This window comes from Salinispora fenicalii (assembly GCF_000514815.1).
Classification (GTDB): domain Bacteria; phylum Actinomycetota; class Actinomycetes; order Mycobacteriales; family Micromonosporaceae; genus Micromonospora; species Micromonospora fenicalii.
On the sequence record NZ_AZWQ01000015.1, the window covers coordinates 1 to 16,839 of the forward strand.

General features: G+C 71.1%; 13 protein-coding genes. 9 read left to right on the forward strand and 4 right to left on the reverse strand.

Annotation, left to right across the window (positions count from 1 at the left end; translation table 11 throughout):
- From B116_RS0104510 to B116_RS0104520, 3 genes are all read right to left on the reverse strand, one after another.
- Positions 1–666 carry a response regulator gene (locus B116_RS0104510; RefSeq protein ID WP_027659328.1) on the reverse strand — a complete coding sequence of 222 codons (666 nt, stop codon included), beginning with the start codon at positions 664–666 and terminating at the stop codon, positions 1–3.
- Positions 667–718: 52 nt separating this feature from the next.
- Positions 719–1,933: a sensor histidine kinase gene (locus tag B116_RS0104515; protein WP_018720612.1), complete on the reverse strand. Its 1,215-nt coding sequence runs from the start codon at positions 1,931–1,933 to the stop codon at positions 719–721.
- Positions 1,934–2,196: 263 nt separating this feature from the next.
- Positions 2,197–3,429 carry a class I SAM-dependent methyltransferase gene (locus tag B116_RS0104520; protein ID WP_027659329.1) on the reverse strand — a complete coding sequence of 411 codons (1,233 nt, stop codon included), beginning with the start codon at positions 3,427–3,429 and terminating at the stop codon, positions 2,197–2,199.
- Positions 3,430–3,723: 294 nt separating this feature from the next.
- On the opposite strand from B116_RS0104520, the gene groES reads away from it, so the two are divergent.
- The 4 genes from groES (at position 3,724) to B116_RS0104540 (ending at position 8,496) form a co-directional block, all read left to right on the forward strand.
- Entirely contained in the window at positions 3,724–4,038 is a 315-nt protein-coding gene (gene groES, locus B116_RS0104525) for a co-chaperone GroES (RefSeq protein ID WP_018222648.1), read from the forward strand.
- 70 nt (positions 4,039–4,108) lie between these two features.
- Positions 4,109–5,740 (forward strand): chaperonin GroEL, encoded by a 1,632-nt coding sequence (groL, locus tag B116_RS0104530; protein WP_018720610.1) that lies wholly within the window; start codon positions 4,109–4,111, stop codon positions 5,738–5,740.
- 129 nt (positions 5,741–5,869) lie between these two features.
- Positions 5,870–7,465, forward strand: coding sequence for a molybdopterin-dependent oxidoreductase (locus B116_RS0104535; RefSeq protein ID WP_027659330.1), 1,596 nt, complete (start codon positions 5,870–5,872; stop codon positions 7,463–7,465).
- Positions 7,466–7,689: 224 nt separating this feature from the next.
- Positions 7,690–8,496, forward strand: a complete 807-nt coding sequence (locus B116_RS0104540) for a response regulator transcription factor (protein ID WP_018720608.1) — start codon at positions 7,690–7,692, stop codon at positions 8,494–8,496.
- Between the two features lie 121 nt (positions 8,497–8,617).
- Here B116_RS0104540 and B116_RS0104545 read toward each other — a convergent pair whose 3' ends face one another.
- Positions 8,618–9,025 (reverse strand): DUF5319 domain-containing protein, encoded by a 408-nt coding sequence (locus B116_RS0104545; protein WP_018720607.1) that lies wholly within the window; start codon positions 9,023–9,025, stop codon positions 8,618–8,620.
- Between the two features lie 206 nt (positions 9,026–9,231).
- Between B116_RS0104545 and guaB the strand changes: the two genes are divergently transcribed.
- The 5 genes from guaB (at position 9,232) to guaA (ending at position 16,839) form a co-directional block, all read left to right on the forward strand.
- Entirely contained in the window at positions 9,232–10,794 is a 1,563-nt protein-coding gene (gene guaB / locus B116_RS0104550; protein WP_018720606.1) for an IMP dehydrogenase, read from the forward strand.
- A 29-nt stretch (positions 10,795–10,823) separates the two neighbouring features.
- Positions 10,824–11,987, forward strand: a complete 1,164-nt coding sequence (locus tag B116_RS0104555; protein ID WP_018720605.1) for a GuaB3 family IMP dehydrogenase-related protein — start codon at positions 10,824–10,826, stop codon at positions 11,985–11,987.
- 49 nt (positions 11,988–12,036) lie between these two features.
- The gene (locus B116_RS0104560; protein ID WP_027659331.1) at positions 12,037–13,452 is read left to right on the forward strand and encodes a M1 family metallopeptidase; all 1,416 of its coding nucleotides are present in this window, start codon (positions 12,037–12,039) and stop codon (positions 13,450–13,452) included.
- A gap of 43 nt (positions 13,453–13,495) precedes the next feature.
- Positions 13,496–15,187 carry a GMC family oxidoreductase N-terminal domain-containing protein gene (locus B116_RS0104565; RefSeq protein ID WP_027659332.1) on the forward strand — a complete coding sequence of 564 codons (1,692 nt, stop codon included), beginning with the start codon at positions 13,496–13,498 and terminating at the stop codon, positions 15,185–15,187.
- 98 nt (positions 15,188–15,285) lie between these two features.
- Positions 15,286–16,839 (forward strand): glutamine-hydrolyzing GMP synthase, encoded by a 1,554-nt coding sequence (gene guaA, locus B116_RS0104570; protein ID WP_018720602.1) that lies wholly within the window; start codon positions 15,286–15,288, stop codon positions 16,837–16,839.

The window sequence follows — 16,839 nt, forward strand, 5'->3', positions numbered from 1 at the left end:
TTATCCGCCGGGCGTGATCAGTCCGCTTTCGTACGCCAGTACCACGGCTTGGACCCGGTCACGGAGTTGCAACTTGGCTAGGATCCGCCCGACGTGGGTCTTCACGGTCGCTTCCGCGATGTGCACCCGGGTGGCGATCTCGGCGTTGGACAAGCCTTGGGCGACCAGTAGCAGCACCTCGCGTTCCCGCTCGGTGAGCTGGGCGAGCCGTGGGTCCTGCGCCGGGCCGGGACCGAGCTGGCCGGCGAACTGGTCGAGTAGCCGCCGGGTGATCGACGGGGCCACCACCGAGTCGCCCTCGGCGACCACCCGGATCGCGGCCAGCAGCTCCTCCGGCGGCACGTTCTTCAACAGAAAACCGCTGGCCCCCGCCCGTAGCGCGGCGAACGCGTCCGCCTCAGTGTCAAACGTGGTGAGCACCAGCACCCGGGGCCGGCGGTCGGCGGGCCGGGCGACGATCCGCCGGGTCGCCTCCACTCCGTCCATGGTAGGCATCCGCAGGTCCATCACCACCACGTCGGCCTCGACCCGGTCCAGCACGCGCAGCGCGTCCGCGCCGTCGATCGCCTCGCCGACCACATGAAGATCGGGCTGCGAGTCGAGCACCATACGGAAGCCGGCCCGCACCAGCGCCTGGTCGTCGACGATCACCACCCGGACGGCCATGTCACACCTCTGTTCGTGGTTGCGGGGCTCGCAGACCCGACACTCCGCGCGCTCACGGCAGAGCCTGCCCCGCGTCAGGCGGTGCCGACGGTAGCGGCAGCCGCGCCTCGACCCGCCATCCACCAGCGGACGTAGGGCCGGCGGTGAGGCTCCCGCCATACACTCCTACCCGCTCACGCATGCCGACCAGGCCGTGTCCGCCCGACGGTGCCGCACGGACCACCGACCGGCCGCGCCCATCGTCCACGGCCCGGACCACGACGGCGGCTGGAGACCAGTCGAAAACCAACTCGACGGACGCGCCCACCCCGGCATGCTTGAGCGTGTTGGTCAGCGATTCCTGCACCACCCGGTAGACGGTCAGCTCCAGACCCGGTGACAGCACCGTCGGCTCACCCGACGTGGCGTAAGCGACCGCCACACCGGCGGCGCGGAAGCGGTCCAGCAGGTCGGACAGCCCGACCAACGCCGGCCGGCGGTGCGCCGGTTCCGCGTAGACAACGCCGTCGGACCCGGCCGCGTCTGCCGGCTCCCGCAGTACACCCACCAGCCGGCGCATCTCCTCCAACGCCTGCCGCCCGGTGTCCCCCACCACCTTGGCCGCCTCTCGAGCAACGGCCGGGTCCCGGTCGATGGTGAACCGCACCCCGTCTGCCTGCACGACCATCACGGCCATGGTGTGCGCGACCACATCGTGTAGCTCCCGGGCAATCCGAGTGCGTTCCTCGGCCACCGCGGCCCTGGCCTCGGCCTCCCGCCCCCGTTCCAGCGTCGCGGCCCGCTCCTCCAGGCTGAGCATGTACAACCGGCGGGTCCGCACGTTCAACCCGACCAGCCAGACCGCCCCAGTGACCACCCCAAGCTCAAGCGCGTCCGACCACCAGTACGCCGGTCCGCCCAACTGGAGAGCGGCCAGCACCACACCAACGGCAGCGACCAGCCCCGCGATGATGCCGTAACGGAGTCGGTCGGCGTACTTGGCCACGCTGTAAAGAGCGATCAGCACCCCGATGTCATAGGCCCGCGGCCCCCAACCGACCGCCACCTGCACCAGCGCGAGCGCAGCCACCACCGCCGTTACCGCCAACGGGTGAGTCCGCCGGAACACCAGGACCGCCGCCATCCCGAACCCCACCAAGGTGGCCTTCCAGCCACCCGGCTCACCCGAGATCGATGGGACCGCGAACAACGCCACCACCCCGGAAACGGCGACGTCGAAGACGACACTACGCAGCGGACGACCAAAGACCACGCGATCCACGATCATCCAGGGTACGAGGCGTGAGGCACTCCGATACCTACCCACAGACCCCCCGCAACGAACCGCCCGTGCAGCGAAATACGTCGGAGCGGCGGGATCGTCCGACAGCCGTCCGACCTGGCCGTCTCGCCACAGACGCGGACATGGTTACGATGAGCTTGCGCCACTCCGCCGAGGCGAACCCGAGGTCGACCTCTCGCCCGTCGACGCGGCCCGCGATGACCTCGCCGGCACCGAGCACAAGCCGGCCGGCCCGGGCGCAGATTTCGTCAGAGGCATCGAGCGGGACGGCAGACCAGCACCGTGGGGGCGCCGTCCACCCGGGTCAGCACGAGGCTGGCCGGCTGATCACCGCTCAACCGCAGATCGCGGCGAAGCTTCTCCGGCTCGAGGGCTGAGCCCCGCTTGCGGATCTCCACCCGGCCGACCCGCCGCTCGCGCAGCAGGGCGCGAAGCCGCTTCAGCGAGAACGGCAGTACGTCGGTGATCTCCAAGCAGCGGGCGAAGGGGGTCGGCGTGGGAGCGTCGGCGTACAGATAGGCGATTGTGGGGTCGGCGAGGGTGGCGTCGAGGGCGTCGGCCAGCTCGGCGACGAGGTGGGCACGGACCACCGCCGGGTCCGGGTCATAGACGTAGCGGCGGACCGGTCCGACCGGCGCCTCGGCCACGCGCGAGCTGGTCAGCTCGTGCACTCTCGTGCGGCGCGTGGCGGATCCGTTCCGGCCGGCGGTGTCGGTTGGCGGCTCTTCCCGCAGCACGGTCGCGCGGCGGGTCACCGTCGCGAACTCGCCGCACCAGAGGGCGGCCTCGACCAGGTCACCGTTGACGCTGACCCACTCCGCCTCCGCGCCGGGTGGGATCAGTGCGTGGTCCAGGCCGGGTGCCACCTTGACGACCGTCCGCGGCACCCGTTCGGTCAGCGAGAGCACGAAGTCCCACGGTGGGGAGTAGGCGTTCGGGTCGAAGATCCGTCGACCGGAGGCCCGGCGGGCGGGGTCACAGAAGACCCCATCAACCCGACTGAGATCGAAGGTGGTCGCGTCCCGGTGTTCGACGGTGAAGCGTTCGGCGAGTCCGGTCGCCTCGGCATTCGCGGCGGCGGTCGCGGCGGTGAGTGGATCGGCCTCCACCCCGTACACCCGGATCCCGGCCTGGGCGGCGGCGAGCGCGTCGGCGCCGATTCCGCAGCCGAGGTCGGCCAGGGCACAGACGCCACTGGTGCGCACCCGTTCGGCGCGTCGCCGCGCCACCACCTGGCGGGTGGCCTGCTCCAGGCCGGCCCGGGTGAAGAACATGGTGGCCGCTGCCGGACCGAACTTGCCCACCGCGCGACGGCGCAGCTCGGCCTGGGTCAGTGCCGCCGCGGCCAGGTCGGCTGGGAGCCCGGCGGAGCGGAGCGCCGCCGCCGCGGCCAGCGGGTCACCACCAGCCACCTCGGTCGCCGCCGCGAGCGCTGCTGACCCCGCGGGGGTACGGAGCTGCGCCAGCTGTCCCAGGTCCACCCCCTCATTCTTCCGGCTGGTCCGCGGGGGCCGGAGCCGGGGTGTTGCCGGCCCCTCACTCGTACGGGCGACGCGTGGGGCGGTTCGTTGGCACTCTCCTTGACGGAGTGCTAGCCGAGGAATAACCTGCGATTAGCACTCTCGACCTGAGGGTGCCAACCTCCGGGCCCTGGTGCCCGGCAGGTTAACGCCAGGCGGACCGGCACCCGCGACGACGGCCCCGCCCGGTGGCATGTGGCAGATTGAGCTGGCCGGTTTGCCGGTCGGCAACGAAACCAAGTACCCCAGGAGGGTATGCCCGTGACTACCGCGACCAAGGTTGCGATCAAGCCGCTTGAGGACCGCATCGTGGTCCAGGCGAATGAGGCTGAGACCACCACGGCGTCGGGCATCGTGATTCCCGACACCGCCAAGGAGAAGCCGCAGGAGGGCACCGTCCTCGCTGTCGGCCCGGGCCGGATCGACGACAAGGGCAACCGCGTGCCGATCGACGTCAAGGTCGGCGACACCGTCCTCTACTCGAAGTACGGCGGCACCGAGGTCAAGTACGCCGGCGAGGAGTACCTGGTGCTCTCCGCCCGCGACGTCCTCGCGGTCATCGAGAAGTAGGTAACCGAGCAGTGTCGTCGCCCCGGTCCGGCTCGCCGGGCCGGGGCGACGACGCTTCGAAGGGACATTCATGGCGAAGATCCTGAGTTTCTCGGATGACGCTCGGCACCAGCTGGAGCACGGTGTCAACGCCCTCGCGGATGCGGTCAAGGTCACCCTCGGCCCCCGCGGGCGCAACGTCGTCCTGGACAAGAAGTTTGGCGCACCCACGATCACCAACGACGGCGTGACTATCGCCAAGGAGATCGAGCTCACCGACCCGCACGAGAACCTCGGCGCGCAGCTGGTCAAGGAGGTGGCGACCAAGACCAACGACGTCGCCGGCGACGGGACCACCACCGCCACCGTGCTGGCCCAGGCGCTGGTCCGGGAGGGCCTGCGGAACGTAACGGCCGGCGCCAACCCGACCGGCCTCAAGCGGGGCATCGACGCGGCGGCCACCAAGGTCTCCGAGACGCTGCTCGGCAAGGCCGTCGAGGTGTCGGACAAGGCGGCGATCGCGCACGTCGCGACCGTCTCCGCGCAGGACTCCACGATCGGTGAGCTCATCGCCGAGGCGATGGAGCGGGTCGGCCGCGACGGTGTTATCACCGTCGAGGAGGGCTCCACCCTCGCCACCGAGCTGGACGTGACCGAAGGCCTCCAGTTCGACAAGGGCTTCATCTCGCCCAACTTCGTGACTGACACGGAGGGGCAGGAGTCGGTCCTGGAGGACCCGTACATCCTCATCACCACGCAGAAGATCTCGGCGATCGAGGAGCTGCTGCCGCTGCTGGAGAAGGTCCTCCAGGAGAGCAAGCCGCTGCTCATCATCGCCGAGGACGTCGAGGGTCAGGCGCTGTCCACGCTGGTGGTCAACGCGCTCCGCAAGACCATGAAGGTCTGCGCGGTGAAGGCTCCCGGCTTCGGTGACCGCCGCAAGGCGATGCTGCAGGACATGGCGATCCTGACCGGTGCCGAGCTGGTCGCCCCGGAGCTGGGCTACAAGCTCGACCAGGTCGGGCTGGAGGTGCTCGGCACCGCCCGCCGGGTGGTGGTCGACAAGGAGAACACCACCATCGTTGACGGCGGCGGCCAGGCCGCCGACGCCGAGGACCGGGTCGCCCAGATCCGCAAGGAGATCGAGGCTTCGGACTCCGAGTGGGACCGGGAGAAGCTCGCCGAGCGGCTGGCCAAGCTCTCCGGCGGCGTCGCCGTGATCCGGGCGGGCGCGGCGACCGAGGTCGAGATGAAGGAGCGCAAGCACCGCATCGAGGACGCCATCGCCGCCACCAAGGCCGCGGTCGAGGAGGGCACGGTGCCCGGCGGTGGTGCCGCCCTGGCCCAGGTCCTGCCGGCGCTCGACGATGACCTCGGCCTCACTGGGGACGAGAAGGTCGGCGTCTCGATCGTGCGCAAGGCGCTGGTCGAGCCGCTGCGCTGGATCGCCCAGAACGCTGGCCACGACGGCTACGTGGTGGTGCAGCGGGTCGTCGACAAGGACTGGGGCCACGGCCTGGACGCGGCTACGGGCGAGTACGTCGACCTTGCCAAGGCCGGCATTCTCGACCCGGTGAAGGTGACCCGCAACGCGGTCGTCAACGCCGCGTCGATCGCGGGCCTGCTGCTCACCACCGAGAGCCTTGTGGTGGACAAGCCGCAGGAGCCGGAGCCGGCCGCGGCTGGCCACGGCCACGGTCACCAGCACGGCCCGGGTTTCTGACCCACGCCGGACGCTCTGTCGGGGCGCGTCGTCCACAGTGGCGATGCGCCCCGACGCGTCTTTCGGGACTGCTTACGGAACGCTGACGGCGACTACCGGCGCGGACCGAGATTGGAAACACTGGTCCGCGTGACCAGTACGACCCGTCCCCACGCCGCTTTGGCCGGGGCGATCGCCGCTGCGGTGGCGATCGGCTCGGCGGAGCTTGTCGCGGTATTGACCGGCCCCCGTTCCGCTCCCCTGGTAGCTGTCGGCGGCCTGGTGGTCGACACCGTGCCGGAGCCACTCAAACAGTTCGGTATCGCGCTCTTCGGGCGCTACGACAAGGTCGCCCTGCTGGTGGGGACGGCCCTGCTGCTGGCCGGCTTCGCCGCGTTGCTCGGCGTACTGTCCCGGCGGCACCTGGCGTACGGGCTGGCCGGTGTCACGGCGTTCACGGCGTTGGGGACATTCGCCGCCCTGACCCGGGCCGATGCGGATCTCGCCGACGCCCTGCCGGCGCTGGCCGGGGGCAGCCTCGGTGGGCTGGTGCTTTGGGCGTTCATTCAGGGCCCGTTGGAGCTGGATCCGTGGCCCTGGTCCGCCCCCACCCCACCGGTCGATTCCGGTGCGCCGGTGGCCGGGCTGGCTGACCGGGAGCAGGCCGTGGGCCCGAGCCCGGAGTCCCGGCGACGGTTCCTCACCGCGAGTGGGCTGCTGCTCGGGGCGGCGGGGGCGGCCGGCGTCGGCGGCCGGTGGCTGAGCGGCCGACGGGGAGTATCGGCGGCCCGCGCGGCGGTCGAGTTGCCGGCCCCGGCGTCGCCGGCCTCCGTGGTGCCCGCTGGCGCCGACCTGAATCTTCCCCAGCTCGCCTCCTACGTCACGCCCAGATCCGGTTTCTACCGGATCGACACTGCGCTGGTGGTGCCGCAGGTGGATCCGGCCACCTGGCAGTTGCGCATCCACGGCCGAGTCCGGAACCCGATCACCCTCAGCTTCGCCGACCTGCTGGCTCGGCCGCTGGTCGAGCGGTACGTCACGTTGGCCTGTGTGTCGAACGAGGTCGGCGGTGACCTGATCGGCAACGCCCGCTGGCTGGGGGCGCCGCTGCGGGAGCTGTTGGCCGAGGCGGATCCGTTGCCGGGCGCGGATCAGGTTGTCGGTCGGTCGGTTGACGGCTGGACCTGCGGCACTCCCACCGCGGTGTTGCGGGATGGCCGGGACGCGTTGCTGGCGGTCGGTATGAACGGTGAGCCGCTGCCGGTCGAGCACGGTTTCCCGGTCCGGATGGTGGTACCGGGCCTGTACGGCTACGTGTCGGCCTGTAAGTGGGTCACTGAGCTGGAGTTGACCAGCTTCGCGGACTTCGACGCGTACTGGGTGCCGCGTGGCTGGTCAGCGCAGGGCCCGGTGAAGACCCAGTCGCGGATCGACACGCCCCGTCGGCGGAGTCGGCTGGTGGCGGGGGAGGTGGTTGTCGCCGGTGTCGCCTGGGCGCAGCACCGGGGCATCCGGCGGGTGGAGGTCCGGGTGGACGAGGGGCCCTGGCGGGAGGCTGACCTCGCGCCGACGGTCTCGGTGGATACCTGGGTGCAGTGGTCGTGGCGGTGGGAGGCGACACCGGGGGAGCACACGCTGCAGGTTCGGGCCACCGACGTGACCGGTGAGACGCAGACCGGCCAGAGCACGCCGGTGGCTCCGGATGGCGCGACCGGTTGGCACACGGTGCGCGTCACAGTTGGCTGACCTGCGGCGCGACCGGTTGGTCAGTGTCCATCGCGGGTTGGCTGACCCGCGGCGCGACAGGCGCCGATTCGTCGTCTGGGCGGCGTGACGTACACCCCAGGATCGGGAACCTTGGACAACTCACGGCAAATGCCCCAACTGTCGGAAAAGTTCGAAGGATTGGCGGGAACCCCCTCCCGACCGGACTCCGTCATGGTCTGCTCATTGACGGAGAGGAGACCACTGTGCGTACGGTTCTCGTGTGCGTTCGGACGCCCTTGGCGGCGCAGCACCTGACCTCCGCCGCGGCGCGGCTGGGGCTATCCGGGGCGGTGCGGACCGCCGTCTCCGACCCTGAGGTGATGCTGCGGCTCGCCGAACGCCCCGCCGACGTGGTGCTTGTTGATACGGCGCTGACCCGGCCAGACAGCGCGGGGTTCGTCCGCCGGGTCCTGGCCCGGGCACCGCAGGCGGCGGTGGTGCTGCTGGGAGCCGAGGAGTCCGAGTCGGCGGCGGCGACGATCAGCGCGGGCGCCCGGGGGCTGATTCAGGGCGCCGACCACGACCTCACCAGCTCGGTGGCGAAGGCGCTGCTGCTGCTCTCCGCCCCCGGGCGGGCCAACCGCCACCGGGTCGACCCGGCGCGGGACGCGGCCTCGGTGGGCGGGTCGGTCCGCGCAACCCCCGGCGGCCGGGCTCCCGCCGACCCACCGTCGGGTTGGCCGGCCGGGGCCACCGAAGGGGCCGGTGGGGCGCCCACGGTCGTACCGGTGCAGCGCGGCGACGACCCCGCCGACCCGGCGGGAGAGCCCGCTGCGGTGCCCGCCGGCGGCCCGGCTCGGGAGTCACGGCCCGCGGTCGGGCTGACCGAGCGGGAGCTACAGGTGCTCCTGGGCATGGCCGAGGGCAAGAGCAACGCCGAGATCGGCCGGGAGCTGTTCGTCTCCGAGGACACGGTGAAGACCCACGCCCGACGACTCTTTCGCAAGCTCGGCGCCCGGGACCGCGCCCACGCCGTCGCCGCCGGCTTCCGCGCCGGGCTGGTCGCCTGATGCGTCGCTGACGTGTCGGTCGATCCGCCCGGGACCCCGGTGCCGATCCGCCCGGGAACCTGGCGTCGATCCGCCCGGGCCCCGGCGTCGATCAGGCCCGAGGCCCGGTCGAGCGCCAGGATCAGCGGTTGGAGTTCGGCTCCTCGTCGGTGCCCTCGCTCAGGGTGTCGTGCACCCCGTCGGCGTACCCGCGGGCGTAGTCCCAGGTCACGTAGTGATCCGGATCGGGGTCGTACGCCGGCTCGTGCACCCGGGGGTGCCCGGAGCTGAGCAGGTGCCGCAGGTTGCCGCGAAGAAGATCCCAGCCGAAGTAGTGCGGCTCCCGGCAATCCTCGCACTTGATCACCAGGCCGCGTACCCCGATCGGCGCCAGCAGTGCCTGGTAGATCTCCAAGTCGGCGAGGTCTTCCAGCACCTCCTGCCGCTCGGCGTCGCTCAGTGGGTCGAGCTCAGCGTCGCCGGAATCGGGCTGGCCCGCCGTCGAATCGGCCGGCTCTCCATTGAAGGGATCGATGGGCTCGTCGTGCACCCCCTCACCGTAGACCCAACGCTCGATCGCCGCCCGCCCTGGGCCCGCGTGACCTGCCCACCCTGGGCGTACGTGACCTGCCCGCCGGTGGCGGGGGCGCGGCCAGTGGATGGGTACGATGGGCGAAGCGCCGTTACCCCGGCTTCTGCCGGTGCCCGCCCGCGCCACCTCGCTGAAGCCCGTTCGAGCAGCTCAGGGGAGCAATCGTGGAAAATTCGCCCAGCACAGTTCAACCGACCGACGCCGACAACGGTGAGCTGGGCGGTCACCTGCCGGAACTGCCCGCCGGTTCGGCGCGGGTGGTTCCACTCGGTCTGACCTTTGACGATGTGCTGCTCCAGCCGGGCGAGTCGGATGTCGTGCCGAGCCGGGTGAACACCCGCACGAAGCTCACCCGCACCGTCGAGCTGAACATTCCACTGCTGTCCAGCGCGATGGACACGGTGACGGAGGGCCGGATGGCGATCGCCATGGCCCGCCAGGGCGGGATCGGTGTGCTGCACCGCAACCTCTCCATAGAGGACCAGGCGCTCCAGGTCGACCTGGTGAAGCGTTCCGAGTCGGGCATGATCACCAACCCGGTGACCGCCGGCCCGAACGACACCCTCCAGGACGTGGACACGCTCTGCGGGCAGTACCGGATCTCGGGTGTGCCGGTGGTCGACGGCGACGGGCAACTGGTCGGCATCGTCACCAACCGCGACATGCGCTTCGTCTCCGACCCGGCCACGCCGGTCCGCGAGATCATGACCCGGACCCCGCTGGTCACCGCACCGGTCGGCGTCAGCAAGGACGAGGCGCTCGGCCTGCTGCGCCAGCACAAGGTCGAGAAGCTGCCGATCGTCGACGGCACCGGCAAGCTGCGGGGCCTGATCACCGTCAAGGACTTCACCAAGAGCGAGCAGTACCCGAACGCCACCAAGGACTCCGCCGGTCGGCTTCGCGCCGCCGCCGCCGTCGGGGTGGGCGAGGACGCGTACAAGCGGGCCCGTGCCCTGGTGGACGCCGGCGTGGACGTGCTGATCGTGGACACCGCGCACGGCCACCAGCGGGACGTGCTGGAGATGGTCGCCCGGATCAAGAAGGATGTCCGCGTCGATGTCGTCGGCGGGAACGTCGCCACCTACGCGGGGGCGAAGGCGCTCGTCGACGCCGGTGTGGACGGGGTCAAGGTAGGGGTCGGTCCGGGGGCGATCTGCACGACGCGGATCGTGGCCGGCGTCGGCGTGCCGCAGGTGACCGCGATCATGGAGGCGGCTCGGGCGGCCCGACCGGCCGGCGTTCCGGTCATCGGGGACGGCGGCATCCAGTACTCCGGTGACATCGCCAAGGCGCTCGTGGCCGGCGCCGACACGGTGATGCTGGGCGGCCTGCTCGCCGGCTGCGCGGAGAGCCCCGGCGAGCTGATGTTCATCAACGGCAAGCAGTACAAGGCCTACCGGGGGATGGGCTCGCTGGGCGCGATGCAATCCCGGGGCCAGGTCCGGTCGTACTCGAAGGACCGCTACTTCCAGCAGGATGTCACCAGCGACGAGAAGCTTATCCCCGAGGGCGTCGAGGGCCAGGTGCCGTACCGGGGCCCGCTCGCCCAGGTCGCCCATCAGCTGGTCGGCGGGTTGCGCCTGGCGATGGGGTACTCCGGCGCGGAGAGCATTTCAGAGCTGCACCGGCGCGGACAGCTCATTCGGATCACCGCGGCCGGGCTCAAGGAGAGCCACCCGCACGACATCCAGATGGTCGCTGAGGCACCCAACTACCAAACCCGCTGACCCATCACCCCCTACCGTCTGGAGTCCCCATGCGAGACGTGGTCGAGATCGGGCTGGGTAAGACCGCACAGCGCGGCTACCACCTGGACGACATCGCGATCGTGCCGAGCCGCCGTACCCGGGACGTTGACGACGTGTCAACGGCCTGGCAGCTCGACGCGTACCCGTTCGGCATTCCCTGCGTCGGCCACCCCTCCGACGCGACGATGAGCCCGGCCTCGGCGGTGCGGCTCGGCCAGCTCGGCGGCCTCGGTGTGCTCAACGTGGAGGGTCTGTGGACCCGGTACGAGAACCCGGCGAAGGTGCTGGAGGAGCTGGCCAGCCTAGGCGAGGACGCCACCGGCCCGTCGCCCCGCCCCACCCGCACCGGCGCGACCGGGCCGCACCACACCCGGCGGCTGCAGGAGGTGTACGCCGAGCCGATCCGCGCGGACCTGATCGCCGAGCGGGTTCGGGAGCTGCGGGCCGGCGGCCAGACGGTGGCGGTACGCGTCTCGCCGCAGCACACCCTGGCGCTCGCCCCGGTGATCCTCGACGCCGGGGTGGACATCCTGGTGATCCAGGGGACCATCGTCTCCGCCGAGCACGTCTCCACCACCGATGAGCCGCTGAACCTCAAGGAGTTCATCGCCGATCTCGACCTGCCGGTGGTCGTCGGCGGCTGCACCGACTACAAGACCGCCCTGCACCTGATGCGTACCGGCGCCGCCGGTGTGATCGTGGGGATCGGCGGTGACGACTGGTCGACCACCGAATCGGTGCTCGGCATCCGGGTGCCGATGGCCACCGCGATCGCCGACGCCGCGGCGGCGCGCCGGGACTACCTGGACGAGACCGGTGGCCGCTACGTCCACCTGATCGCCGACGGCGATATTCGGACGTCCGGTGACATCGCCAAGGCACTTGGCTGCGGCGCCGACGCGGTGATGCTGGGTGAGCCGCTCTCGCTCTGCCCGGAGGCGCCGGCCGGCGGCGCCTGGTGGCACTCGGCCGCCAGTCACCCGTCGCTGCCCCGGGGCGCCTTCGAAGCCGCCAGCGAGCCGGTCGGCTCGATGGAACGGCTGCTGTACGGCCCGGCCGACGAGCCGGATGGCCAGCTCAACCTCTTTGGCGGGCTGCGTCGGGCGATGGCCAAGTGTGGCTATCGCGACCTCAAGGAATTCCAGAAGGTCGGCCTGGTCCTGGACCGTTAGCCGGCGCGGAGGGGCGTCGCCGCGCCGGTCGGGTGGTTAGGCTCGACCGGTGCGTTCCACCTTCGCCCGGGTTCGACCCGGCCTCGCCGTCGTCGTGGCGGCGACCCTGCTCACCGGCTGCTCGGCGGCGGATCCGGGCGGCGACTTCCGCCCGGGCGCTGCCGACGTGGGCGACCCGTATGTGCCGGGTGCCGGTAACGGGGGATACGACGTGGAGCACTACCGGCTCGCCGTCGACTACGACCCGCCCACCGACCGGCTCCGGGGACAGACGGCGGTCACCGCGGTGGCCACCCAGCCGCTGTCCCGGTTCAACCTAGACCTGCAGGGTCTGGAGGTCACGGCGGTCGAGGTGGACGGGGAGCGGGCCCGGCACCGGCACGACGGTGACGAGCTGGTGGTGACGCCAGCGCGGGGGTTGGCCCAGGGTAGCCGCTTCACCGTCGCGGTCGAGTACGCCGGCCGCCCCGGCACCCGGCCGAACGGTGCACTGGGCGGCGGCGGTTTCCTGCACACCGAGGACGGTGCGATCGTGCTCGGCCAGCCCTACTCGGCCGCCGCCTGGTTTCCGGTGAACGACCACCCGAGCGACAAGGCGACGTACGACATCGAGGTGACCGTCCCGGACGGGCTCGCCGCGCTCAGCAACGGGGTGCCCGGGGAGCAGAGCAGCGCTGGCGGCCGGACCACCTGGCGCTGGGCGCAGCGGGACCCGATGGCGAGCTATCTGACCACCTTGGTGATCGGTGCCTACCGGGTGGAGACCGGCACCCACGCCGGGAAGCCGATCGTCACCGCCGTGCCGGAGCAGCTCGCGGAGACCAGCCCGGAGGCCGTCTCGCTGGCCCGTACCGGCGAGATCGCCGACTTCCTGGCCGACCTCTTCGGGCCGTACCCGTTCGACTCCTACGGCGGGGTGGCGGTCGCCGACCACCGGGTGGGGTACGCGTTGGAGACGCAGTCCCGTCCCGTGTACGGTCCTGTCTTCTTCCTCAGCGGGCGGCCCAACTTCGATGTGGTCGTCCACGAACTGGCGCACCAGTGGTTCGGCAACAGTGTGGCGGTGACCCAGTGGCGGGACATCTGGCTGAACGAGGGCTTCGCCACCTACGCCGAGTGGCTCTGGGCGGAGCACCAGGAGGGTCGGTCGGTGCAGCGTGCGTTCGAGGGCCGGTACGGGGTGACGGACTGGTCGCTGCCGGCCCTGGACCCGGGGCCGGAGCAGATGTTCGGCAGCGCCGTATACCAGCGCGGGGCGCTGGCCGTACACGCGCTGCGGCGGACGGTCGGCGACGACGCCTTCTTCGCCATCCTGCGGGCCTGGACGGCCGAGCGGCGCGACGGCAATGGCACCACCGACGACTTCATCGAACTGGCTGAGCGGGTCTCCGGGAAGCAGCTCGACGATCTCTTCGACGCCTGGCTCTCCGGCACCACCCGACCCGCTCTCCCCGAATCGGGCTGAGCTGCCTCTGGCGCGATTGCTACCGGTCGGTAATGATGCGTCTATGCGGTACGACGTGGTCGTCATCGGTTCCGGCTTCGGCGGGGGCGTCGCCGCGCTGCGGCTGGCCGAGAAGGGCTACCGGGTCGGGGTGCTGGAGGCGGGCCGACGCTTCGCCGACGGCGACTTCCCCCAGACCTCCTGGCAGCTGCGCCGTTTCGTCTGGGCGCCGTGGCTGGGCTGCTACGGCCTGCAGCGGATCACCCTGCTGCGGGCGGGCCGGCGCCGGGCAGGTGGTGTGCTGGTGCTCTCCGGCGCCGGGGTGGGCGGCGGTTCCCTGGTCTACGCGAACACCCTGTACGAGCCGCAGGACGCCTTCTTCCAGGATCCGCAGTGGCGGGACATCACCGACTGGCGGGAGGAGTTGACCCGCCACTTCGATCAGGCGAAGCGGATGCTCGGCGTCACCACGTACCCGGAAACCACCGGGGCGGACCGGGCGATGCGGGCGGTGGCGGAGCGGATGGGGGTCGGGCACACCTTCCGGGCCACGCCGGTCGGAGTGCACCTCGGCCCGCCCGGGCAGCGGGTGCCCGACCCCTACTTCGGTGGGGCGGGGCCGGAGCGAACCGGCTGTACGCACTGCGGCGCCTGCATGACGGGTTGTCGGCTCGGCGCGAAGAACACCCTGGCCAAGAACTATCTGTGGCTGGCCGAACAGCGCGGCGCCCGGGTGCATCCGTTGACGACCGTGACCGCCGTCGCGCCGGTCGAGGGGGGCGGGTACGCGGTGCACACCCGGCGTACCGGCTCCTGGCTGCGGGGGCGCTCGCAGGTGATCCACGCCGACCAGGTGGTCTTCGCCGCCGGTGCGTTGGGTACCCAGCGCCTGCTGCACGGGATGAAGGCGGCTGGGGTTCTGCCGCGGCTCTCCTCCCGCCTCGGAGCGTTGACCCGTACCAATTCGGAGGCGATTCTCGGCGCGGCGGTGCCCCGGCGGCAGGCGCGGGCGGCGGGGGTCGACTTCACCGAAGGGGTGGCGATCACGAGTTCGTTCCACCCTGATCCGCAGACCCACATCGAGCCGGTCCGCTACGGCCGGGGCTCGAACGCGATGGGGCTGCTGCAGTCCCTGCTGGTCGACGGCGGCCCGCGCCGGGTACGTCGCTGGCTGGGCACCCTCGCGCGACAGCCTCGGGCTGCGGCGGGGATGCTGTCGGTTCGCAACTGGTCCGAGCGTACGGTGATCGCCCTGGTCATGCAGTCGGTGGACAACTCGTTGACCACGCGGCTACGCCGTGGGCTCGGCGGTCGTCGACTCGTCTGCGAACCGGGTCACGGAGCGCCGAACCCGACCTGGATTCCGGCCGGCAACCGGGCGGTTCGGCTGCTGGCCGAGGAGATCAATGGCGTGCCGGGAGGTTCGCTCACCGAACCGTTCAACGTTCCGGTGACCGCGCACATCCTGGGTGGCGCGGTGATCGGCGCCACCGAGGAGGATGGGGTGGTGGATCCGTGGCAGCGGGTGTACGGGCACCCTGGGCTGCACGTCGTTGACGGCGCGGCGGTCTCGGCCAATCTCGGGGTGAATCCGAGCCTGACCATCACCGCCCAGGCCGAGCGGGCCATGTCGTTCTGGCCGAATCAGGGGGACCCGGATCCCCGCCCTCCGCTTGGCTCCCCGTACGTCCGGTTGGCCCCGGTGGTTCCGCGTCATCCGGCGGTGCCCGCGCACGCCCCCGGTGCCCTGCGGTAGCGCCGGGGAGACCTCGGCGGCGCGCGGTTGGCGGGGCCGCTGCGCCGACTCGGGTCCCGGGTCGGCGTCGGGCGTGCCGGTGGGTAGGCTTGCTGCACATGAGCACCCCGCGCCCCGTCCTGGTGGTGGACTTCGGAGCCCAGTACGCCCAGCTCATCGCACGTCGCGTACGGGAGGCCCGGGTCTATTCGGAGATCGTCCCGCACACGATGTCGGTGGCCGAGATGCTGGCGAAGGACCCGGCAGCGATCATCCTCTCGGGCGGCCCGTCCAGCGTCTACGCGCCCGATGCTCCGGGTATTGACGCCGGGGTGTTCGAGGCCGGGGTGCCGGTCTTCGGTATCTGTTACGGCTTCCAGGCGATGGCGCAGGCGCTCGGGGGCACGGTCGCGCAGACCGGCAACCGGGAGTACGGCGGCACTGTGCTGCGCCCGCGGCCGGAGTCCGGGGTGCTGCTGCGCGACCTTCCCGGTGATCTTTCGGTCTGGATGAGTCACGGCGACTGTGTGACGGAGGCGCCGGCTGGCTTCGCGGTGACCGCCGAGTCAGCGGGTGCCCCGGTGGCGGCCTTCGAGGATCGGGCCGGGCGACGGGCCGGGGTGCAGTTCCACCCGGAGGTCGGGCACACGGCGCACGGCCAGGAGATGCTGACCCGGTTCCTCTACGACATCGCCGGCATCGAGCCCACCTGGACGCCGGAGAACATCATCGACGAGCAGGTGGCCCGGATCCGGGAGCAGGTCGGTGCCAAGGAGGTCATCTGCGGTCTCAGTGGTGGCGTTGACTCCGCGGTCGCCGCAGCGCTGGTGCACCGGGCCATCGGCGACCAGTTGACCTGCGTCTTCGTTGATCATGGTCTGCTGCGGGCGGGTGAGGCCGAGCAGGTGGAGAAGGACTACGTCGCCGCCACTGGAATCAAGCTACGGGTGGTTGACGCGGCGGATCAGTTCCTGACCGCGCTGGCCGGGGTGACCGATCCGGAGCGGAAGCGCAAGATCATCGGTCGGGAGTTCATTCGGACTTTTGAGGCCGCTGCCCGGGACATCGCCGCCCACGGCGACGTGGAGTTCCTGGTGCAGGGCACCCTCTATCCGGACGTGGTGGAGTCCGGTGGCGGTGCGGGCACGGCCAGCATTAAGAGCCATCACAACGTCGGCGGGCTTCCGGAAGATCTCGGATTCTCCCTGGTCGAGCCGCTGCGTACGCTCTTCAAGGACGAGGTTCGCGCGCTCGGCCTGCAGCTGGGCCTGCCGGAGGCGATGGTCTGGCGGCACCCGTTCCCTGGGCCGGGGCTCGCGATCCGGATCATCGGCGCGGTGGACCACGAGCGGCTCGACGTGCTCCGCCGGGCCGACTTCATTGCCCGGCAGGAGCTCAGCGCTGCTGGCCTGGACCGGGGTGTGTGGCAGTTCCCGGTGGTCCTCCTGGCCGACGTGCGCAGTGTGGGCGTGCAGGGAGACGGACGCAGCTACGGGCATCCCGTGGTGCTGCGCCCGGTCTCCAGCGAGGACGCGATGACGGCCGACTGGTCGAGGCTGCCGTATGACCTGATCGCCCGGATCTCCACCCGGATCACCAACGAGGTCGCCGAGGTGAACCGGGTGGCTCTGGATGTCACCAGCAAGCCGCCGGGCACCATCGAGTGGGAGTAA